The following is a 22,285-nucleotide window of genomic DNA, read 5'->3' on the forward strand; positions in this document are numbered from 1 at the left end:
CTAAAATACAGAAAAGAGGCAACATGTTATGACCATTGCGGAACTGACGGAAAAGATACTAAAGGAAGGGTACCGGATCACCCGTGAAAATCTGGACAAGGAACTGCTGTTAACGGCAGATCTGGAAGAAATGCTGGATTGTGCCGGCAAACTGCAGAAGCATTTCTGCGGGAACCTGGTGGATTTCTGCTCCATCATCAACGGGCGGAGCGGACGCTGCAGTGAAGACTGCAAATACTGCGCCCAGGCCGCCTGCAACCATACCGGCATTGACGAATACGGCTTTTTGCCGAAAGACAAGATTTTTGCGGCTGCAAAAGCAAACCAGGACGCGGGTGTGAACCGCTTTGCTATCGTCACGGCGGGCCGGGCGTTAAAAGGCAAAGATTTCGATAAAGCCATTGAAGCCTATAAAGAGATGCACGCAAAGCTGAAAATCGAACTTTGCGCTTCCATGGGGTTTATTGACGCGGAACAGTTCCGTCGCCTGAAGGAAGCGGGCGTTACCAGCTATCATCATAATATCGAAACCTCCCGCCGCAATTTCCCGAATATCTGTACCACCCACACCTTTGAGGATAAGATCCGAACCATAAAGATTGCCCAAAAAGAAGGCATGTGCGTTTGCTCCGGCGGTATCATCGGCATGGGGGAAACCTGGGACGACCGTATCGATATGGCGCTGACGCTGGCCGAACTGGGAATTGAGTCCATTCCGCTGAACGCCCTGATGCCGATCAAGGGCACGCCGCTGCAGGATACCCCGCAGATTTCCGCGGAAGATGTGGCCCGTACGGTCGCTATCTTCCGTTTCATCAACCCCACGGCAAACATCCGCCTGGGGGCGGGGCGCGGCATTCTGCCGAAGTCCGGGGAGACGGTCATTGGCCGGGGGGCGTCCGCTTCCATCACCGGCAATATGCTGACCACGGCCGGCGCTGCGACGATTGCCAGCGACATGGAAATGCTGAAGAAGCTGGGGCTGACGAATAAGCCGGAAGAAGCCGTACTGTCTGAGTAAATTTCCAAATTTCTTCTTTACAAAACGGTTACGGGGTATTATAATAACTCCATAAGCAACAAAGAGGTTGCGGATTGTTTTATCCGTTTCTCTTTGTTGCTTTTTTATTTGCAAAGGAGCCTTTTACATCATGGCATGGGTCAATGAGAATTTTACCGCCTTGCAGGACAGTTATCTGTTTTCGCAGGTGGCGCATAAAGTGGCGGCGTATTCTGCCGCCCATCCGGAACAGAAGATCATTCGTCTGGGGATCGGCGATGTGACGCTGCCCCTGGCGCCGGTCGTAGTGGAAGCGATGCAGAAAGCGGCAGCGGAAATGGGCGTGAAGGAAACCTTCCGGGGTTACGGACCGGAGCAGGGCTACGGCTTTCTGCAGGAAGCGCTGGTGAAGTATTACGCAGGCTTCGGCGTTACGCTGGAAACTTCCGAGGTCTTTATCAGCGACGGCGCGAAAAGCGACTGTGGCAATATTACGGATATTTTTGACGATGCCAACGTGATCCTGGTTCCGGATCCTGTCTATCCGGTCTACCTGGATACCAATCGAATGAGGGGGCGAAAGATCCGGTTCATGGAGGGAACGCCGGAGAACGGGTTCCTGCCCATGCCGGATCCGGCCGTTAAGGCAGATATCATTTATCTGTGCTCCCCCAATAATCCCACCGGGGCTGCCTATTCCAAAGCGCAGCTCAAAGAGTGGGTGGCGTATGCCCGGCAAAACGGCGCGGTGATTCTGTACGATGCAGCCTACGAAGCGTTTATCGAAGACGGGGAACTGCCCCGCAGTATTTTCCAGATCGAAGGAGCGAAGGAATGCGCTATTGAGCTTTGCTCCCTTTCCAAAACGGCAGGCTTTACCGGTACCCGTTGCGGCTATACGGTAGTGCCCCTGGCGTTGAAACGCAAGACCAAAAGCGGTAAGGAACTGTCGTTGAATAAGATGTGGCTGCGGCGGCAGACCACCAAGTTCAACGGGGTTCCCTATGTGGTACAGCGGGCTGCGGAAGCGGTCTTTACGCCGGAAGGGCAGAAACAGTGCCGGGCCAACCTGGCCTATTATAAGGAAAACGCCCGGCTGATCGGCCAGGCGCTGGAAGAAAAAGGGATTTTATATTACGGCGGCACGAATTCGCCTTATATCTGGCTGCAGTGCCCCCGGCAGATGAAGTCCTGGGAGTTTTTCGATTTCCTGCTGGAGAAGCTGGGCATTGTAGGTACGCCGGGTTCCGGCTTCGGCAGCCGGGGGGAAGGCTGGTTCCGCCTGACCGCCTTTGCCAGCCGGGAAGCTACGGAAGAAGCGGTGGCACGGCTGCGTAAGCAGTTGTAACAAGCAGTTAACTCAGCAACAAAGACGTTGCAAGTGGACACTCAGTCCAACCGTCTTTGTTGCTTTTTATTTTATAAAAGAGAGAAAAACCAATTCAGGGAGGCAGTCTTTATGTGTGGAATTGTTGGATTTACCGGTGTGCAAAGCGCCGCGCCGCTCCTGCTGGACGGATTGAAAAAACTGGAATATCGGGGCTATGATTCGGCAGGCATTGCCGTCATGGACGGACAGAAGATTACCGTGAGCAAGGTTACGGGGCGCATTGCGAATTTGTGCGAGAAAACCCGGGACGGGGCAGACGTGCCTGGGTCGACAGGGATCGGCCACACCCGTTGGGCTACCCACGGGGCGCCTACGGAAGAAAACGCACACCCCCATCTGAGCAATGACGGCCGTTTTGCGGTGGTACACAACGGCATCATCGAAAACTATATGCAGTTGCGGGACGAACTGATTCGTGACGGCTACCATTTTGAAAGTGAAACCGACACGGAAGTCATCGTCCATCTGATAGAAATGTATTACCGGGGCAACATGCGGAAGGCGTTGCTGAAGACGACGAACCGTCTGCAGGGTTCCTACGCGCTGGGCGTCATCTGTTCGGAAGAACCGGGCAAGATTTACGCAGTCCGGGAAGCCAGCCCGCTGATCCTGGGGGTCGGCATCGGGGAGAACTATTTCGCTTCCGATGTGACGGCGCTGGTGAACCACACCCGTAACGTGATTTATCTGGAAGACGGCGAATTCGCGGAACTCTCCTGCGAAACCATCAAGATATTTGACTGTACCGGTCAGGAAATCCGGAAGAAGGTTACCCGCATCTTGTGGGACGTGCAGGCGGCGGAAAAGGGCGGCTATGAGCATTTCATGCTGAAGGAAATCATGGAACAGCCCGGCGCGGTGAAGGCGACCATTGCGCCCCGGATCAAAGAGGGGAAGGTCGTATTTGAAGAACTGGGCTTAACCGCTTCTGAAATCGGGGAAATCCGCAAGATCATCATTACCGCCTGCGGTTCGGCCTATTATGCGGGCTGCGCCGGGAAATATGCCATCGAAAAGCTGTGCCGCATTCCGGTGGAAGTGGTGCTGGCCAGCGAACTGCGCTACAGCGACCCGCTCATTGATAACCGGACGCTGGTCATTGTGATATCCCAGTCCGGGGAAACGGCGGACACCATTGCGGCCCTGAAGGAATGCAAGGCTAAAGGAGCCAGGACGCTGGCGGTGGTCAATGTGGTTGGCAGCACCGTGGCCAAGCTGGCAGATTATACCGTATACACCTGGGCCGGCCCGGAAATTGCCGTGGCCACTACGAAAGGCTATACCACCCAGGTGACGGTGCTGTATTTACTGGCCGTCTATTTTGCGGGACAGCTGGGACGTACGGAAGGCGAAGACCGGAAACTGCTGACTGCCCTGCAGGCGCTGCCACGGCAGATCCAGCAGGCCTTTGACCTGAACGCATCGATTCCTGCGCTGGCGAAGAAGTATCACGCCAGCAAATCCCTGTTCTTTATTGGAAGGAACACGGATTACGCTATCGCCCTGGAGGGGGCGCTGAAGATGAAAGAAATATCCTATCTGCATGCGGAAGCCTACGCGGCAGGGGAGTTAAAGCACGGGACCATCGCCCTGATAGAAGAGCACCAGCCTGTCATTGCCTTGTGCGGCAATCCCGCCATCATGGAAAAGACCCTGAGCAATATCGTGGAAGTGAAGTCCCGGGGCGCGGAAGTGCTGGCCCTGACCTTCCGGAACAATCAGAAGATCGTTTCCGTTGCCGATGACCTGCTGTTTATCCCGAAGATTGACGCCCTGTTTTCCGCAGTGGTGGAAATTGTACCGTTGCAGCTGCTGGCCTATTACGTGGCCAGGGAAAACGGCTGCGATATCGACAAACCGAAAAATCTGGCCAAGTCGGTAACGGTTGAATAGAGGCTGCGCAAATGCAGCTGCATTGCATATCCCAACGTTGCATTTATCTTATTTATGTTGAGGAACATGTTGTTCCGGAAGCAGTCCGACAGCCGCGTTATTTCTGCGTAATGAGGGGGCAGAAGCGGCTGCTCCGGGCTGTGGACAGAAGACTTGCATAAGCGTATATAGCCAGGAACGCCGGAACAGGAAACGGAACCTCCGGGTTGTCCGGTTGTGTGTAAGGCGGTTCCCGGCACAGAAAGGAGAAGCGAACATGGTTAATGTCCCGAAATTATTTGGCAGTCTGACGTTTAATGAACGGGTGATGAAGGACCGGCTTCCGGCCAAAACCTTCCGCACGTTCCGCAAGATGGTGGAAGAGGGTCTGCCCCTGACAAGGGAACTGGCCGATATGATGGCGTATGCTATGAAAGACTGGGCGCTGGAAAACGGCTGCACCCATTTCACCCACTGGTTCCAGCCCATGACAGGGATTACGGCGGAAAAGCACGACAGCTTTATCGCCCCGGCGGCGGACGGCCGGGTCATTATGGACTTCTCCGGCAAGGATCTGATCCAGAGCGAACCGGACGCTTCCAGCTTCCCGTCCGGCGGCCTGCGTGCCACCTTTGAGGCCCGGGGCTACACCGCCTGGGATCCTACCAGCTACGCTTTTATCAAAGACGACTGTCTGTACATTCCCACCGCGTTCTGCTCTTATACCGGGGACGTACTGGACAAGAAGACGCCTCTGCTGCGCTCCATCGCCGTATTAAGCGAAGCGGCCAGACGGCTACTGGCGATTCTCGGCATACATACAGAAAAAGTCATCACCAACGTGGGCCCGGAACAGGAGTATTTCCTGGTAGACAAGGCCATGTGGGAAAAACGGAAGGACCTGGTTTTTGCGGGCCGCACCCTGTTCGGGGCCAAGCCGCCCAAAGGGCAGGAGATGGAAGACCATTATTTCGGAGCCATCAAACCCCGGGTGAAGGCCTTCATGGCAGAACTGGACGAAGAACTGTGGAAGCTGGGGATTCCGGCAAAAACGGAGCACAACGAAGTCGCACCCGCCCAGCACGAACTAGCCCCCGTTTATACTTCCGTGAACCTGGCCTGCGACTACAACCAGCTGACCATGGAATTCATGAAACGCATCGCCTTAAAGCACGGCATGGTCTGCCTGCTCCATGAAAAGCCCTTTGACGGCGTGAACGGAAGCGGCAAGCACAACAACTGGTCCCTGTCCACCCTGGAAGGGAAAAACCTGTTGGATCCCGGCAGCGACGCGTATCACAACAACCAGTTCCTGCTGTTCCTGGCGGCCATCATCAAAGGTATCGATGAATATCAGGACGTGCTGCGTGGCACCGTGGCCAGCGCAGGCAACGATCACCGTCTGGGCGCCAACGAAGCACCGCCGGCCATCGTCAGCATCTTCCTGGGCACAGAACTCACCGGGGTGCTGGAAGCCATTGCTTCCGGGCAGGAGTATAAAACCAACGGTCATATCCAGATGAAACTCAGCGGCAACACCCTGGCCGCGGTGAGCAAAGATAACACAGACCGCAACCGGACGTCTCCCTTTGCCTTTACCGGCAACAAGTTTGAATTCCGCATGGCAGGTTCCCAGGCCAGCCTGGCCTGTCCCAATGCCTACCTGAACACCATTGTGGCAGAAGAACTGGAGTGGGTGGCGGATAAGTTGGAAGGCACCGCGCCGGAAGAACTGGACGCCGCCGTGAAAAAACTGGTAAAAGAAATCTACCTGGATCATAAGCGCATCGTGTTCAACGGCAACGGCTACACCGACGCCTGGGTGGAAGAAGCGGCGAAGCGCGGGCTGTATAACAATAAATCCACGCCGGAAGCCCTGGCCTGCATGACCAGCAAGAAGAACGTGGACCTGGTGGTGAAGCACGGCATCTTTACCAAGACGGAAGTGCTGTCCCGCTGCGAGATTCAGTACGAACTGTACAACAAGACCCTGAACATCGAAGCCCTGACCATGCTGGATATGCTGCATAAAGACCTGCTGCCGGCTGCCAAAAAATACCTGAAAGATTTATCCGAAACTGCCCTGAATGAGAAAGCGCTGGGGCTGAAACCGGATGTGGCATTTTTGAAAAAGCTGCAGGACGCTACGGAGGCTATGTATAAAGACGGCGAAACCCTGGCGAAAGAACTGGCCAAAGCAGAAGCCATCGAAGACCAGAAAAAGGCCAGCACCGTGTATCACAACAAGGTTCTGGCGGCCATGGAAGCGCTCCGCAGGAGCGGCGACGAGGTGGAAGTGCTGCTGGGCAAGGAGTACCTGCCGTATCCGACCTACGGCGAGCTGCTGTTCGGCATCAACAGCTGAACGGACAACGACAGTAAGGCGGCAGCAGCCACAGAAAAAAAGGCTGACGCTTCGTTTTCTATCGAACTTGTCCCATACAATAGCATTGCGTGCAAAAACTGACTGTCAGCGCTCTCATGCCTGACTGTTGGTTTTTCACAATAAAGACTCTCTCTTACATTTTTTACCTTTCCTTTGTTTGGACAATGCTGCCGGGAAGACGCATTCCGGCAGTGTTGTCGATTTTTTTTGTGTTTGTGCATATAGATTTTGCTACTGGATTTTATAGACTTAGAGGCGATTGAATCATAGTAGTTAAATGGAAAGCCAGCGGCGGGAAAAACTAAGTAAAATATCGGGACTGTTTGCGTAATTTCATAAGACGAAATGAGCCGCACGTGGCGAGACTGTTTGAGGTGCGAAGCACCGAGTTTCGAAGCCACAGGCGAATGAGTCCATGAAATAGCAAACGGGCACGGTTTTACTAAGTTTTTCCCGCCGCTGGTTTTGTATTATTATTTCGCGTCAATCGTCGAAATCCCCATAGTCACTTCTTCCAGCACATCCAGCAGCATGCGGACGGTGTCCAGGGAGGTGAGCATCACCACATTGTTCTGGGCGGCTACCCGGCGTATCGCCACGCCGTCGCCGTAGTGGACGCCGGAGAGGATGGCCCGGGTGTTGATGACGTAACTCACGTACCCCGCACGAATCGAGTCCAGTATCTCTTCGCTGCCCTCGCTGGGTTTGTGGCGGATCCGGGTGCGGATGCCGTGCTCCCGCAGCACTTCTCCTGTCAGGGTGCTGGCTTCGATGTTGAAGCCCATGTTATAGAAACGCCGGATCAGCGGAATGGTTTCTTCCTTGTCTTCGTCTGCCACGCTGACCACGATGGTGCCGTAATTTTTCAGGGTCAGGCCGGAGGCAATCAGAGCCTTGAAGGCGGCCCGGTGCAGCTTATCGTCGTAGCCGATGGCTTCCCCGGTGGACTTCATTTCCGGCGAAAGATAGGCGTCCATGCCCCGGAGTTTGGAGAAAGAGAAGGCGGGGCACTTCACATAGTACCGGGTCTTTTCTTTCGGATACCGTTCGGTGATGCCCTGTTCCCGGAGGGATACGCCTAAAATAGCCAGGGTGCCGATGTCCGCCAGACTGTAACCGGTGGCCTTGGATAAGAAGGGGACGGTCCGGGAAGACCGTGGGTTTACTTCAATAATATAGACCTGTTCGTTGGCGTCCACGATGAACTGGATGTTGAACAGCCCTTTGATGCCTATGCCCAAACCAAGCTTCTCCGTATAATCCAGTATGGTTTCCTTCACTTTTTCGGACAGGCTGTAGGAAGGATATACGCTGATGGAATCGCCGGAATGGACGCCGGTCCGTTCTACCAGTTCCATGATGCCGGGCACGAACACGTGCTCCCCGTCGCAGACCGCATCCACTTCCACTTCCTTGCCCCGGATGTATTTATCTACCAGCACGGGTTTGTCTTCGTCCACCTCCACCGCGGTTTTCAGATAGTCGTGCATATCCTTTTCCTTTCCCACGATTTGCATGGCCCGGCCGCCCAGCACAAAGCTGGGACGCACCAGGACGGGGTACCCGATGCGGCGGGCCGCTTCCATGCCGGCCTCGATACTGGTGACGGCTTCGCCCCGGGGCTGGGGGATGTGCAGGGACAGCAGCAGCTTTTCGAACAGGTCCCGGTTCTCCGCCCGGTCGATGGCGTCGCAGTCCGTGCCGATAATCTTAACGCCCCGTTCCTTCAGCGGGTCGGCCAGGTTGATGGCTGTCTGTCCGCCTAAAGTGACGATAACGCCTTCCGGCTGTTCCAGTTCGATAATGTTCATCACGTCTTCCGGGCAGAGGGGCTCGAAGTACAGCTTGTCGGAGCAGGTGTAATCGGTGGAGACCGTTTCCGGATTGTTGTTGATGATGATGGCTTCGTAACCTGCTTTTTGAATAGTCTGCACCGCGTGGACCGTGGAGTAATCGAACTCCACCCCCTGGCCGATACGGATAGGACCGGAACCCAGCACTACGATCTTCTTTTTATCCGAAACACGGGACTCGTTTTCTTCTTCGTAGGTAGAATAGAAGTAGGGGATATAGCTTTCAAATTCGGAAGCGCAGGTGTCAATCATTTTATATGTCGGTTTGACGTCGTTTTGTTGTCTGAAACGATAAATCTCTGTTTCCGTTTTGTTCCACAGCAGGCCGATTTCTTTATCGGAAAAGCCGTGTTTCTTGGCGTCCCGCAGTGTGGGGATGTCGTCGGGGTGGTTGCGGATTTCGTCTTCCATCGCCACGATTTTCCGGATTTTACGGAGGAAGAACCGGTCTATGGCTGTCTGTCTTGCAATGCTGTCCACGTCGCAGCCCAGGCGGAACAGTTGGGCGATGGCGTAGATCCGGTCGTCCGTGCCGATGCGGATATACGCAAGGAGCTCTTCCCGGCTCATGGTATCGAACTTGCGCAGATGAATATGAAAGGCGCCGATTTCCAGGGAACGGATGCCTTTCAGCAGGCTTTCCTCAAAGGTCCGGCCGATGCTCATCACTTCCCCGGTGGCTTTCATCTGGGTGGACAGGGCGTTGTTGGCGTCGGCGAATTTATCGAAGGGGAAGCGGGGCAGCTTGGTCACCACGTAATCCAGCGCGGGTTCAAAAGAGGCGGGGGTGTTGGCGATCTGTATCTCGTCCAGGGTCATGCCGATACCGATCTTGGCGGATACTCGGGCGATAGGGTAGCCGCTGGCCTTGGAAGCCAGGGCGGAGGAACGGGAGACACGGGGGTTGACTTCGATTAAATAGTACTGGAAGGAGTTGGGGTCCAGAGCGAACTGGACGTTGCACCCACCTTCGATTTTCAGCGCCCGGATGATTTTCAGGGCGCTGTCCCGCAGCATGTGGTATTCCTTGTTGGTCAGGGTCTGGGACGGGCAGACCACGATGGAATCCCCGGTGTGGATGCCCACCGGGTCCAGGTTCTCCATGTTGCAGATGGTGATGGCGGTATCGTTTTTATCCCGCATCACTTCGTATTCGATTTCCTTGAAGCCCTTGATGCTTTTTTCAATCAGCACTTCCCGGACGGGAGAGAGTTCCAGGGCGTGTTTCATCAGGGGCACGAACTCCGTTTCGTTGTCCGCAAAACCGCCGCCGGTCCCACCCAGGGTAAAGGCAGGGCGCAGGATGACCGGGTAACCGATCTTTTCCGCCACGTTCAGGCCGTCTTCCACGGTACCTGCGATATCGGAAGGCAGCACCGGTTCCCCTAAGGACTCACAGAGTTCCTTGAACAGTTCCCGGTCTTCCGCCTGTTCGATGGAATGGCTGTCGGTGCCCAGCAGTTCTACCCGGCACTCGGCCAGGATGCCTTTCTTTTCCAGCTGCATGGCCAGGTTAAGGCCCGTCTGGCCGCCGATGCCAGGCAGAATGGCGTCGGGCCGCTCGAAGCGGATGATCTTGGCGATGTATTCCAGGGTCAGGGGTTCCATGTACACTTTGTCAGCCATGCTGGTATCGGTCATGATGGTGGCCGGGTTGGAATTGCAGAGGATGACCTGATATCCTTCTTCTTTCAGGGCCAGACAGGCCTGGGTGCCTGCATAGTCAAACTCGGCAGCTTGCCCGATGACGATGGGGCCGGAGCCGATGACGAGTACTTTTTTAATATCTGTTCTTTTAGGCATGGTGCGTACCCCCTTCCTCCATCATGTGGATAAAGCGGTCGAAGAGGTAGGCGCTGTCCTGAGGGCCGGGGGCGCTTTCCGGATGGTACTGGACGCTGAACACCCGGTCTTTTTCACATTTCACACCTTCTACCGTCTGGTCCAGCAGGTTCATGTGGGTTACCTTCAGGGGCGTATGGCGCAGACTGTCCTTGTCCACCGCATAGGAATGGTTCTGGGAGGTAATCTCGATTTTGCCCGTCTCCAGATTTTTCACAGGATGGTTGCCGCCCCGGTGGCCGAACTTCAGCTTGTAGGTTCTGGCGCCGTAGGCCAGGGAGATGATCTGGTGGCCCAGGCAGATGCCGAAGATGGGAACGGTTCCCAGCAGCTGCCGGATGGTTTCGATGGTCTGAGGAACGTCCGTAGGATCCCCGGGCCCGTTGGAAATGAAGACACCGTCCGGTTGCAGTGACCGGATCGTTTCTGCCGTGGTATCCCAGGGGACGATTGTCACGCTGCAGCCCCGCTTGTTCAGGGAACGGACGATGTTCTGCTTCATGCCGCAGTCGATGGCGGCCACATGAAAACGCGCCTGCTCTGCCGGGATTTCCGCTGGGGTTTTCCGGCTTACCCGGGAAACGGCATCGGTGGGGAGGCTGCTTTCCTTCAATAGTTGTAGTCCATTTTCCCGCGGGGTGGCGGCATCGGTGACCAGCGCCCTGCGGCTGCCGAAGTCCCGGATGCTCCGGTTCAGTTTACGGGTGTCTACGCCCCAGACGCCGACAATACCGTATTTCTTCATAACTTCCCCCAGGGTTGCCGCGCTGCGGAAGTTGGAAGGCTCGTCATTGTACTCCCGTACGATCAGTGCCCCGATACTGGGGTGTGCAGACTCGTAATCCTCTTCTGCCATACCGTAGTTGCCGATGAGAGGGTAGGTCATTACCACGGCCTGGTCCGTGTAGGAGGGATCCGACAGGATCTCCTGATAGCCCACCATGGAAGTATTGAAGACGATTTCCAGTACTTTGTCCCCGGTTGCGCCGAAGCCATAGCCGTAGTACTCCTGCCCGTCTTCCAGAAGGATCTTCCGGTTGAAGTTGATTGCCATAATAGTTGCCTCGATTTCATTTCATTTCTTCCCGGGCCGCTTCCTTTCGGAGAAGAGCTGACAGCCTTCGCCGCAAAATTCATAAAAGCAAAGCCGAACAGTCCGCAGCCCAACAAAATAAAGGCGCCCCTTGCCGTACGCAAATTTGCACGGCAAAGAACGCCTTTGTTATCTATAGAATTTTAACACTGCTACCGGGGCTTTGTCAAATAAAACATGAATAAAAATTCATTTTCTGCTTTTCTTTTTTCCTGTTTCCTTTTCGTGTATCTCTGCGCTGGCAATCACGGCTTTGGCCACTGCCTTCAGGGAAAGCCGGCGATCCATGCTGAGCTTTTGCATGGCTTGGAAGGCATCTTTTTCTGTAAATTTATACTGATCCATCAGGATGCCCTTGGCCCGGTCCAGCAGTTTCCGGGTCTCCAAATCGTCCTTTGCCTTGTCCAGTGCGGCGTTTAACCGCTGGAAGGCGGCAAAACGGCTGATGGCGATCTCAATGGCGGGAAACAGTTCCTCTTCCCGGACCGGTTTTACCAAATAGGCGAACACGCCGGAATTGGTTGCTTCCTGTACGATCTCCTGCTGGCTGTAGGCGGTGAGAAGCAGCACCGGGGCCAGTTTTGCTTCCCCGATGAGCTTGGCGGCTTCCAGGCCGTCCATCTCCGGCATTTTCACATCCATGATGACCAAGTCCGGCCGTTCCCGTTCCGCAAGGCTTACTGCGATTTTTCCGTTTTCCGCTTCTCCTGCGACGGTGTGTCCCGCTTCTTCCAGCATTTCCCGCAGGTCCAGGCGCAGCAATGCTTCGTCATCCGCAATCAGTATCTTTAACGGTTTCACTTCCCATTCCCCTCCATTATATATGAATGACCACTTTAGCCACGGTGCCGTTTCCGTCGGTGCGCGGTTCCAGGCTGAAGGTTCCTTTTAAATCAGACTGCACGACGGTCTGCACGATCTTCAGGCCCAGGCTTTTGGTCTTCTGCAGGTCAAACCCGGCAGGCAGGCCTACGCCGTCATCTTTCACCAGTAACAGCAGGCGGTCTGTGGTTTCCTTTTTGGCATTGCCACTGTATTGCGCTGCTTCTGCTGCCTTGCCCTGGAGTTTTTCCCGGTTTCCTCCGTCTTCATCCAGCCGGCTGATGGCAGCTGTCAGCGTTCCTTTTTTTCGGTTTTCGAATCCGTGCTCCAACGCGTTTTGCAATAATTCATTCAGCACCAGCGCCAGGCTGGCCGCCTGCTGGGAGGGCAGCCGCAGGTTATCGGCGGAAAATTTCATTTCCAGTTCCAGGTCCGGCGTTTTCATGCTGCTCATGACCGTACGGTACACGCCGTTGCCAAGTTCATTGATGTCCACCAGTTCCGTGCCCTGACCGGAAAGATATTCGTGTACCAACGCGATGCTGCTGATCCGGTTGATGGAATCCCGCAGCACGACCTTTGTTTCTTCCGAGGCTGCCCGGCGCTGTTCCAGCCGCAGCAGGCTGGCGATGGTCTGCAGGTTGTTCTTGACGCGGTGATGGATTTCCCGGATTACCGCAGCCTTTACCCGCAGTTCCTCGTCCTTCAGCTTCAGCTGGGTTACGTCTTCGATAACTACAATGATGCGCTCTATACCTCCTGCCGCATGCAGCGGGATAAAACGGAAATCCAGGAACAGGCCTTTCTTCTGCAGTTCCTGTTCTTCGGCCGTGCCTGTGTACAAGACGTTGTCGATGCCGTTCCAGTTAATTTCTTCACTGCTGGTTCGTCGGCCCACCAGATGCCCGACGCCCAGCACCCGGTAAATATGCCGGGCTGCATTGTTGGCTGCAAGGATCAGCCCGTCCCGGGCATTTACCAGTACCAGTCCGTCGATACTGGACAGGCGGCGGTAGCAGCTGTTAGAGGCATAGTCTGTTTTGCTGCCGTGCAGGAAGTCCATGGTGGCGTCCCAGAATACCACATCAGCTTCCCGGTCTTCAAAGGCGGCAGCGGCGAAGCAACGGTTGTGCCCGTCGCAGATCGGATAGACCTTCAGCCGGGCGAACTGGCCCGGCGCAACTTCCCGGAACCCTTCGGTGACGGTGTTTTCTGCCAGCGCCTGGGTCATCAGCGGTTCATCTGCAGCCCGGGTCATCTCTTCCGGTTCCGTGTTTTCCGAGCGGGTGAGGGGTTCTGCCTGGTCGAAGACGCTTAAAAAGCAAATGTCTCCTCCTGCTTTCGCTTTTCGTTTGCCCGACAGTTGCGCCGCAGATGCGCAGAGCTGCCGGCTGCGGTCCAGGGGCAGGATCAGTGAAATCTTGGCCTGGGCCAGGTCGGCGGCCAGTCCCAGGTTGCTGCGCATGCCGTCCAGGATATCCCATTGTTCCTGTGTAAGTAATGAAGTCATACTTTCCATTCCGTTCCATTTCAAGATTTTTGTCAGGGAAGCACTGATTAAATGAATATGTACGATTGACGCTGCCGTTTACAAAAGGCACCGGCATAAGCAGAGAGCCGCAAGCTTGCTTGCGTGCGAATCGCTGATACAGAGTCAGCGTGCAGACGAATTAATCAGCCATTCCTTAGGCTCGCTGTTTATATTATAACATAAATGTCGATGACAGGGAGTGCTGACGGGTTTTATTCCCCGCACCAGAAGGGAAGCGGTTTCGGTTCCGGTATCTCCATGGGATAGTTGTTGTCGAAACAGCCGGTGCAGAGGGGGAGGCCCTTTACCATTTCCGGCAGGGCTTTCAGGTCCAGATAGCCAAGGGAATCTGCTCCCAGCATTCGGCAAATTCCCTCAAGGGAAAGCCGGTTGGCGATCAGTTCCTCTTCGGAGGGGACGTCCGTGCCGAAATAGCAGGGGTGGCGGAAGGGCGGCGAGCTGATACGGACGTGCACTTCAGTGGCGCCTGCTTCTTTTAACATCTGTACCAGGTTTTTCATGGTGGTGCCCCGTACAATGGAATCATCTACCAGTACGATGCGTTTTCCCTTTACCGATGCGGCCAGCACACTGAGCTTCAGATGGACGCCGCTTTCCCGTTCGGCCTGGGAAGGCTTGATGAAAGTTCTGCCGATGTATGAGTTCTTATAAAATGCGAAGCCGAAAGGAAGGCCCGACTCTAAGGCAAATCCTTTGGCGGCAGGCAGCCCTGATTCCGGCACGCCCGTTACCAGATCGGCAGCCACCGGATGGGACCGGGCCAGAGACCGTCCGGCGGCGATACGGGCGTCATATACGTTGATGCCGTCCAGCCTGCTGTCTAGTCGGGCAAAATAGATATATTCAAAGATGCAGTGGGCGCATCTTCCCGTTTGCAGGGAACGGTCCGATTCTATGCCTTTTTCCGACAGGGTTACCATTTCCCCCGGTTCCACATCGCGGATGAATTCCGCATCCACGGCGGACAGGGCGCAGCTTTCCGAAGCCAGTATGTACGTCTGGCCCCGTTTCCCCAGACAAAGAGGCTTTAAGCCGTAGGGATCCCGCAGGCCGATCAGTTTCTGGGGGCTCATGATGACCAGCGCATACGACCCGGATAATTTCCGGGCGGTAGCCAGCACCGCTTCCTGTATCGTTTGGGTATGGACGCGTTCTCTGGCAAGGTAAAAGGCGATGACTTCCGAATCGGTGGTGGTGTGGAACACAGCGCCGTTCCGGACAAGCTCCCATTTCAGGTCGGCCGTGTTTACCAGGTTCCCATTGTGGGCTAATGCCAGCGTCCCTTTTATATAGGAAATGGCCAGCGGCTGGGCGTTCTCCGGACGGGAACCGCCGGTGGTGGAGTAACGCACATGCCCGATGCCCAAATTGCCCGGAAGGCTTTCCAGACTGTTTTCATGGAAGACTTCACTGACCAGCCCGGCGTTCTTGCGGCAGTGATAATTACCCACCGGCCCGCTCGTATCGGAAGTTACGATGCCGCAGGCTTCCTGTCCCCGGTGCTGCAGCGCCGTGAGCCCGTAATAGATGGAATGGGCTACATTGCCGCCCTCCGGATCCAAAATACCGAAAACGCCGCATTCTTCTTTCACTTTATCCATGTTGCACGCTTCTTTCTGTCCGAACCGTCCGCAGACTGACAGACTATCCGCCTTGCGGTTTCTGCTGCCTGCAGACGAATTAATCAGCATTTCCCAAAATAAAAAAGCAGGCAAAGACGCAAGGTCTCTGTCTGCTTTGACATCTACAACGTTACTTTACCACGGGGCATGCGAAAAGTCAAACTCTCTTTTACAGCGGGTAGTCCTGTAACGCATCGAAGCCCTCTTCCCCGGTGCGGATCTTGATCACGTTGTCAATCGTGGAAACGAAAATCTTCCCATCCCCGTATTTACCGGTGTATAGAACCTGTTTGGCGACTTCGATGATAATACGGGGCGAGATGGCGGAGACCACGATGTCCAGACGGATTTTGGGCAGCAGGCGGGAAACGACGGAGGCGCCCCGGTACATTTCCGCATGGCCTTTCTGCAGGCCGTAGCCGTGTACTTCCGTTACCGTCATGCCGGTGATACCGATCTTCTCCAACGCATTTTTCAGAGGCAGGAATCGTTCTTTGGAAGTGATGATGGTGACCAACGAATAGGCATGCCCGTCGGGCGTGACAGGATGCAGCCCGGGAACGGACGGCGCGGTTTCCCGCTGCGGGCTCAGAACCGGATCCGGTTTTGCGGGTATGGCCGATGTATCAACGATATGTTCCGGCGCCGGCATGAAATCCGCATAGGCAGAGGGAAGGCCGTGTTCTTCAAAATCCAGCCCGGCAATTTCTTCTTTGGCTGTGACCCGGAGGCCTACGGTGGACTTGATTGTTTTAAATACGATGAAAGCTGCAACGGCTACGTACAGAATAACAGAGGCTACGCCGGTGACCTGTGTGAGGAAGAAGTGCGGGTCGCCGCAGTAGAGCCAGCCTTCTTTTTCCGCCAATAATCCGGTCAGGACGGTTCCCAGGGCGCCGCAGACGCCGTGCACGGAAATGGCGCCTACGGGGTCGTCGATCTTAAGTTTCTGGTCGATGAATTCAATGGAGCAGACAACGGTGATTCCGGCGATGATCCCAATCAGAAAGGCGCCGGGTACGGTCACGAGGTCACAGCCGGCGGTGATGGCGACCAGACCGGCCAACGCGCCGTTCAGGGTCATGGATACATCCGGTTTGCCGTAACGGAACCAGGTAAAAAACATCACGGTACAGGTCGCAATGGCAGCGGCCATGTTGGTGGTCATAAAAATATGGGCAGCGGACAGGATCGCCTCGTCCCCGGTCAGGCTGACAGTGGAGCAGCCGTTGAAGCCGAACCAGGCAAACCATAGGATAAATACCCCCAGGGTGGCCAGAGGCAGGCTGTGTCCGGGAATGGCGTTGACGGAACCGTCCGCGTTATATTTGCCGATGCGGGGACCCAGCAGGTATGCGCCGATGCAGGCGCATACGCCGCCTACCATGTGTACGGCGGTAGAACCGGCAAAATCGTGGAACCCCATCTGGGCCAGCCAGCCGCCGCCCCAGATCCAGTGTCCGGAAACGGGGTAGATGAATAAACTGATCAGAATGCTGTAAATGCAGTATGAAGAGAACTTGGTCCGCTCTGCCATAGAACCCGAGACTATGGTAGCCGCTGTGGCGCAAAAAACAGTCTGGAAAATGAGGAAAGCCATGACCGGATACCCCGCGTCTTCCCCCACCGTGAATTTCGTCACGAAAAAGTCCGGCGTTCCGATGAAGCCGCCGATGTCCGTGCCGAACATGAGCCCGAAGCCGACGATCCAGAAAGCCGGCGTACCCAATGCAAAATCCATGACGTTCTTCATGACGATATTACCGGCGTTTTTAGCCCGGGTCAGGCCTGTCTCGCACATGGCAAAGCCAGGCTGCATAAAAAAGACCAGCGCGGCTCCCAGCAGCACCCAGACGGTGTCCGCGGAAGAATAACGCTGGGGTAATGGATCCGCTGCAAAAGCGGAGACCGGTAATGTGGAAAGCAATATGGCGGCAAAAAACGTTGCCGCTGTTTTTTTACAGAGTTTTTTCATACGGATCAAGCCCTTTCCGGTACGAAAAAAGGCGCCTGATTGTGAGCAGTTCACAATCAGACGCCGATGTCTCGTACGTGTTGATTTATAAATCTACAAAAGGTTTGCGCGCTGTTTCCTTTTGCAATTTACAGTTGCATAGTAACACTTTGTTTGAATTTTGTCAAGGAATTTTTAAAAACTGTATCAATAATTCTCTGCCTTAATCGCAAAGAAAGATCGGGGATGGGCGCATACGGGGCATTCTTCCGGCGCTTCCACCGATTCCGATACAAAGCCGCAGTTGGCGCACATCCAGAGTTTTTTCTCGTCCCGCTTGAACAGCTTTTCGTTCTCCACATTTGCCAGCAGCAGGCGGTACTGTTTTTCGTGGCGCTTCTCGATTTCCGCAACCCGCTCAAACAGGAAGGCGATCTCTTCAAAACCTTCTTCTTTGGCGGTTTTGGCAAATTTCGGATACATGGAGGTCCATTCCTCGTTTTCCCCGTCCGCGGCCATTTTCAGGTGTTCTGCCGTGGATTTGGAAAAATCGCCTAACAGCCAGAACCAAATTTTGGCATGGGCCCGTTCCTGGGCGGCCGTTTCATCCAAAACATCGGCAATCTGGCGGCTCATCTTGCTGTCCTTTTCCGCCTGGCGGGCAAACAGCGTATATTTTACGTGGGCCTGGGATTCGCCGGCAAAGGCTGCTGCCAGGTTTTTCTCGGTCTGTGTGCCTTTCAGCCGTTTCATTTCTTCCATTGCTTTCGCTTCGTTCATGTTGATTCCTCCTGTTTTAAAATTTTGGCTTCTCTGTCTGTAATCTCATGGGTTGTATTATCCCTGTGCATATGTACCTGCCGTTTTTTGCATTAGAACATAGCGTTTTTGGATAACACCGTACATTACTATTATAATCTAACATAGGTATTGCCGCAAATCATTTTTTAAAAACATAAAGTATTTTCAATAATTGTTATCAATAACGCTTGGGGAATGCAGTTTCGCATAATCCGAAACAAGTATCGTATTTTCTGAAATCCGATTGACATTTTGTTAAAATAATTGTATGATTAAATTGGTCGTATAACAGTAATTATTACTAATAAATTACTATTTTAACTAGCTTGTGCTTGAAGATACGCATGGCAGGTATGACGGCTGTCGCTGCGGCAGACAGCGGATCCCTTTTTGCCCGTTTCTTCCTCTCTCACAGGTACATGCTTCCGACGTTTATCAGAGATTGTGTGTGAACATTTATCATTGGTTATGTTAAGGAGGTAATGTAACATGTCCGCTCTTGAACCGATTTCCATGCAGGCAGTGAGTGAGAAGGTAGTCCTGGCCCGTAAAGGCCGTCTGGAAGAAGATGCGCAGTTTGTGGAAAACCCCAGACTGACTTCTACGGAGTTTATCCCCCTGGAAGAGCGTATGGCCGGTGAAAAACCGGAGATTGCGGCTTGTCTTGCAAAGCTGAAGGAAAAAGTCGGCAGCGAGACCTTTGCCAAACGCTTCAACGTGCTGCAGAACATCAACCGTTCGGACAAAAACCTGCTGATCGTTACCGGCAGCGAACGGCTGCGCACCCTGTTGCTGAAAGAACATCTGAAAGATATCATGGACGCGTTTTCCGTGGATAACGTCAGGATCGTCGGCGGGGCAGGCTTTGGCGGAATAGACGCATTTTAACGAAATAGATTCCCGGCTCTGTTTCCTGTTTGGGTAACAGGCCGGGATTTACTATAAAATCCAAATTCGTTGGAGAGAGAAAAACTGTGAAACAACTGTTTAATTATTCTACGGTTCCGGGGTATGAGGAAGCCATCCGCCGCACCGGCAAATCGCTGGAGGATTATCTGGCGATGCTGGGACTGGACGGGATCGAGCTTCTGGTATACCGCAGCGAACCGTACATGCGTCCCTTTGATAAGGTAGCGGTAGGCGCGCACCTGCGTTCCTGGTCCTGCTGGTACGACCTCTGGAAAAACAACAAGGACCGTCTCTACCAGATTTTCCGGAGCGACGATGCGCTGCGGGATTACTACGGCGGCACCCAGAAACGGGCCTGGCTTTTGCAGATCAGGCGCAATATTCAGGCGGCCCTGATCGAAAAGCCGGAGTACCTGGTGTACCGGGTCGAGGAGGTTTCCCCGGCAGAGCAGTATTCCTGGAACTTCGACCATACAAACGCGGAAGTCATGAAAATGGCGGCCCGGGTCTTCAACCGGGTCACCGAAGAGGTTCCTGCAGACACGAAAGTGCTGTTTGAGAACTCCTGGTGGCCGGGCCTTACCCTGCAGAATGCAAAGCAGACGGGGGAATTTCTGGAAAAAATCAAATTTGATAATATCGGGCTGATGCTGGATACGGGGCATCTGCTGAATACCAACCCGGACCTGCAGAGCGAGCGGGAGGGTATCGACTATATCTGCAGTATCCTCAAAGAGATGGGCGAACTCCGGCATTACATCAAAGGCGTGCACCTGAGCTGCTCCCTGTCCGGCGAGTACCAGCGGCAGTCGCCCCGGATGATCCCGTCTCTGGAGAACGATGCCAGGCTGTTAAGCCATGTCTGCAATATTGACCAGCACAGACCCTTTACCGATCCGGCGGTTACGAAGATTTTTGAACTGATCGAACCGGATTACGTGGTGCATGTGCTGTATTACGACGATTTCAACCAGCTGGCCCGGCAGATCACCGAGCAGAAGCTGCTGCTGGGGGCATAAAAGAGAAAACCGGATCAGGACGGCTTGCGGTTTCCGTGAGTCGCCCTGATTTTTTCTGTTATTTGACAGTATTACTACTTATCTTATATAATTAATAAAATAAAGTAAAAATAAGCGTTTAAAAAAGGCGGACGGCCCTGAAACCCGTCCGGTCTTTCATAACGTATTCCATATATCCGGTTTATACATTTTAAATTCAGAAACACAAGGACACCTTACAAGGAGATGCCCCATGTTCCAGTGGCTAAGCCAGTATAATTACGATTTTGCCCTTGCGGCCATTCCCATTCAGCTGCTTTTGCTAATATTTTACTGTTCCAGAAGGAACCTGCCCATTCGCGCCAGCTACAGTTTTCTGTGGGTCATGCTGGCCAATCTGGCCATGACGGCCTTCGACCTGATTTCCTGTGAAATGAACGAAATCTGGACGGAGTATCCCCTGTGGCTGATGTATGTTGTCAACCAGGGTTACTTCCTCGGTTTTATACTCCGGGGCTGGGCGCTGTACGATTACACGGCGGAAGAATGCCATGGGTATGCGTCCCTGGGAAAATATCTGGCTACCCTGGCCAATGTCCCGGCGGCAGTTGCGGTGCTTCTCATCCTTTCCACGCCATGGACGGCTACGATTTTCCACTTCACACCGGATAAAGGATACTATAACTGCCATTTGTATCCTATTATTTACTTCTGCACCTATTTTTACATCGCCATGTCCCTGCTGTGCGTCTTCCTGCGCTGGAAGCAGACTGACTTCCGCCTGAAGATGAGCATGCTGGGCTACAACGCGGTGCTGATTGCCGGTATCCTGCTCCGCAAGGCGTTTATCAATACGCTGGTCACCAGTTATTTCAGTATCCTGGCCATTCTGGTGATTTATTTGTCCGCCCAGAACCCGGATCTGTACCGGGACAGGCAGACCCATCTTTTCAACAAGGACGCCTTTGATAAAATCGGTCGGGAGTTCCGGCGTAAACGGACGGCGTTCCACTGCATCACGGTGACGGCGGATAATTATGCTTCTGCCAAGGTACTGTACGGCTATCAGCAGATTGAGAGCGCCATCGGCCTCATTGGCCGCTGGATGATTGACTCCTTCCGTGATTATTACGTGTTTTATTACGGACACGGCGAGTTCCTCATGCTGCAGAAGGGGAAATTTGAAGATCACAGGGAACAGATTATCCACGAGCTGAACACGCGCTTTGCACATCCTTGGAAAGGAGAAGACACGGAGGTTTCCCTTTCCATGTCCGCCATGGTGCTGCCGTATGAGATCCTCCCGGAAGAAATGGAACAAATCGATGACCTGGTGGAGTTCGCATTCGGCAAGACCTATATGGAGAATAAAAAGGGGAACAAGGTGTTCTCCAAAGATATCGTAACCGACCTGTACCGTCGGGAAGCGGTGGAGATGGCGCTGGCCAAAGCGCTGGAAGACCACCGCATCGAAGTGTACCTGCAGCCGATTTATTCCATGGAAGAACATCGGATTACCGGAGCGGAAGCCCTGGCCCGGCTGAAGGACCCGGAACTGGGGTTCATTCCTCCGGATGAATTCGTGCGGGTGGCGGAACGGACCGGCGACATTATGGAACTGGGACGGCAGGTCTTCGAACGGGTCTGCGAGTTTCTGGCGACAGGACAGCCCCAGCGCCTGGGCATCCGGAAGATCAACGTGAACCTGTCCCCGGCCCAGTGCCGGAACGACCAGCTTGCCGCTGAACTTTCGGCTATTGCGGACAAACACGGTGTGCCGCTAAGTCAGATCGATTTTGAAATTACCGAAACTTCCATTGAGGACTATCTGCTGATCCGGAAGCAGATGCTGCGCCTGCAGGAAAAGGGTGCGGAATTTTCGCTGGATGATTTTGGCACCGGCACGTCCAACCTGATCCGGCTGCTGAACCTGCCGATCCATATCGTGAAACTGGATATGTATATCGTCCAGTCCTATTTCAGCGGAAAAACCGGCATTTTGCCGGACATGGTACGCATGTTCCATAACGCGCATGTAGGCGTGGTAGCGGAAGGGATCGAAACGGCGGAGATGAAAGAGAAACTGGCCGGGATCGGCTGCGATTACCAGCAGGGCTACTTTTATTCCCGTCCGGTTCCTCCGGAAGAGTTTGTAGCGTATCTCGAAACAGTACAGTTGTCATAAAGTGCA

Annotated in this window: 14 protein-coding genes; 7 read left to right on the plus strand and 7 right to left on the minus strand. The window is 54.1% G+C overall.

Going from position 1 to position 22,285, the window contains the following annotated elements; translation table 11 throughout:
• The first annotated feature begins 28 nt into the window (after positions 1–28).
• The 4 genes from bioB (at position 29) to QZV31_RS06605 (ending at position 6,627) form a co-directional block, all read left to right on the plus strand.
• Positions 29–1,021, plus strand: coding sequence for a biotin synthase BioB (gene bioB, locus QZV31_RS06590; RefSeq protein WP_295359248.1), 993 nt, complete (start codon positions 29–31; stop codon positions 1,019–1,021).
• A gap of 130 nt (positions 1,022–1,151) precedes the next feature.
• Positions 1,152–2,348, plus strand: a complete 1,197-nt coding sequence (locus QZV31_RS06595; protein ID WP_295359250.1) for an LL-diaminopimelate aminotransferase — start codon at positions 1,152–1,154, stop codon at positions 2,346–2,348.
• A 111-nt stretch (positions 2,349–2,459) separates the two neighbouring features.
• Positions 2,460–4,283 carry a glutamine--fructose-6-phosphate transaminase (isomerizing) gene (gene glmS, locus QZV31_RS06600; RefSeq protein ID WP_295359252.1) on the plus strand — a complete coding sequence of 608 codons (1,824 nt, stop codon included), beginning with the start codon at positions 2,460–2,462 and terminating at the stop codon, positions 4,281–4,283.
• Between the two features lie 256 nt (positions 4,284–4,539).
• A complete protein-coding gene (locus tag QZV31_RS06605; RefSeq protein ID WP_295359254.1) occupies positions 4,540–6,627 on the plus strand; it encodes a glutamine synthetase III in 2,088 nt (695 codons plus the stop codon).
• A 494-nt stretch (positions 6,628–7,121) separates the two neighbouring features.
• On the opposite strand, the gene carB is transcribed toward QZV31_RS06605, so the two are convergent.
• The 7 genes from carB to rbr all read right to left on the minus strand — a co-directional run bounded on the left by carB (position 7,122) and on the right by rbr (position 18,166).
• Complete coding sequence (carB, locus tag QZV31_RS06610; RefSeq protein WP_295359255.1) at positions 7,122–10,304, minus strand: carbamoyl-phosphate synthase large subunit; 3,183 nt, start codon at positions 10,302–10,304, stop codon at positions 7,122–7,124.
• Positions 10,297–11,397 (minus strand): glutamine-hydrolyzing carbamoyl-phosphate synthase small subunit, encoded by a 1,101-nt coding sequence (gene carA / locus QZV31_RS06615; RefSeq protein ID WP_295359257.1) that lies wholly within the window; start codon positions 11,395–11,397, stop codon positions 10,297–10,299. The genes carB and carA overlap by 8 nt, the downstream gene beginning before the upstream one ends.
• Before the next feature lie 228 nt (positions 11,398–11,625).
• On the minus strand, positions 11,626–12,237 hold the full coding sequence (locus QZV31_RS06620; RefSeq protein WP_295359259.1) for a response regulator: 612 nt from the start codon (positions 12,235–12,237) through the stop codon (positions 11,626–11,628).
• Positions 12,238–12,253: 16 nt separating this feature from the next.
• Positions 12,254–13,768: a PAS domain-containing sensor histidine kinase gene (locus QZV31_RS06625; RefSeq protein WP_295359261.1), complete on the minus strand. Its 1,515-nt coding sequence runs from the start codon at positions 13,766–13,768 to the stop codon at positions 12,254–12,256.
• 233 nt (positions 13,769–14,001) lie between these two features.
• Positions 14,002–15,411, minus strand: a complete 1,410-nt coding sequence (gene purF / locus QZV31_RS06630; RefSeq protein WP_295359263.1) for an amidophosphoribosyltransferase — start codon at positions 15,409–15,411, stop codon at positions 14,002–14,004.
• Between the two features lie 190 nt (positions 15,412–15,601).
• Entirely contained in the window at positions 15,602–17,407 is a 1,806-nt protein-coding gene (locus QZV31_RS06635; protein ID WP_295359265.1) for an ammonium transporter, read from the minus strand.
• Between the two features lie 186 nt (positions 17,408–17,593).
• Positions 17,594–18,166 carry a rubrerythrin gene (gene rbr, locus QZV31_RS06640; protein WP_295359267.1) on the minus strand — a complete coding sequence of 191 codons (573 nt, stop codon included), beginning with the start codon at positions 18,164–18,166 and terminating at the stop codon, positions 17,594–17,596.
• Positions 18,167–18,676: 510 nt separating this feature from the next.
• Here rbr and QZV31_RS06645 point away from each other — a divergent pair.
• The 3 genes from QZV31_RS06645 (at position 18,677) to QZV31_RS06655 (ending at position 22,279) form a co-directional block, all read left to right on the plus strand.
• Positions 18,677–19,075: a hypothetical protein gene (locus tag QZV31_RS06645; protein WP_295359269.1), complete on the plus strand. Its 399-nt coding sequence runs from the start codon at positions 18,677–18,679 to the stop codon at positions 19,073–19,075.
• A gap of 86 nt (positions 19,076–19,161) precedes the next feature.
• A complete protein-coding gene (locus QZV31_RS06650) occupies positions 19,162–20,115 on the plus strand; it encodes a TIM barrel protein (protein ID WP_295359271.1) in 954 nt (317 codons plus the stop codon).
• Positions 20,116–20,347: 232 nt separating this feature from the next.
• Positions 20,348–22,279, plus strand: coding sequence for an EAL domain-containing protein (locus QZV31_RS06655; protein WP_295359273.1), 1,932 nt, complete (start codon positions 20,348–20,350; stop codon positions 22,277–22,279).
• Positions 22,280–22,285 lie beyond the last annotated feature (6 nt).

The organism is uncultured Succiniclasticum sp. (assembly GCF_902793885.1).
Lineage (GTDB): Bacteria > Bacillota > Negativicutes > Acidaminococcales > Acidaminococcaceae > Succiniclasticum.

Excerpts from the sequence above, each read along its gene's own strand:
- carB (WP_295359255.1), bottom strand. The coding sequence starts at position 10,304 with ATGCCTAAAAGAACAGATATTAAAAAAGTACTCGTCATCGGCTCCGGC.
- QZV31_RS06645 (WP_295359269.1), top strand. The coding sequence starts at position 18,677 with ATGTCCGCTCTTGAACCGATTTCCATGCAGGCAGTGAGTGAGAAGGTA.
- QZV31_RS06605 (WP_295359254.1), top strand. The coding sequence starts at position 4,540 with ATGGTTAATGTCCCGAAATTATTTGGCAGTCTGACGTTTAATGAACGG.
- bioB (WP_295359248.1), top strand. The coding sequence starts at position 29 with ATGACCATTGCGGAACTGACGGAAAAGATACTAAAGGAAGGGTACCGG.
- QZV31_RS06595 (WP_295359250.1), top strand. The coding sequence starts at position 1,152 with ATGGCATGGGTCAATGAGAATTTTACCGCCTTGCAGGACAGTTATCTG.
- QZV31_RS06635 (WP_295359265.1), bottom strand. The coding sequence starts at position 17,407 with ATGAAAAAACTCTGTAAAAAAACAGCGGCAACGTTTTTTGCCGCCATA.
- QZV31_RS06625 (WP_295359261.1), bottom strand. The coding sequence starts at position 13,768 with ATGACTTCATTACTTACACAGGAACAATGGGATATCCTGGACGGCATG.
- purF (WP_295359263.1), bottom strand. The coding sequence starts at position 15,411 with ATGGATAAAGTGAAAGAAGAATGCGGCGTTTTCGGTATTTTGGATCCG.
- glmS (WP_295359252.1), top strand. The coding sequence starts at position 2,460 with ATGTGTGGAATTGTTGGATTTACCGGTGTGCAAAGCGCCGCGCCGCTC.
- QZV31_RS06655 (WP_295359273.1), top strand. The coding sequence starts at position 20,348 with ATGTTCCAGTGGCTAAGCCAGTATAATTACGATTTTGCCCTTGCGGCC.
- carA (WP_295359257.1), bottom strand. The coding sequence starts at position 11,397 with ATGGCAATCAACTTCAACCGGAAGATCCTTCTGGAAGACGGGCAGGAG.
- rbr (WP_295359267.1), bottom strand. The coding sequence starts at position 18,166 with ATGAACGAAGCGAAAGCAATGGAAGAAATGAAACGGCTGAAAGGCACA.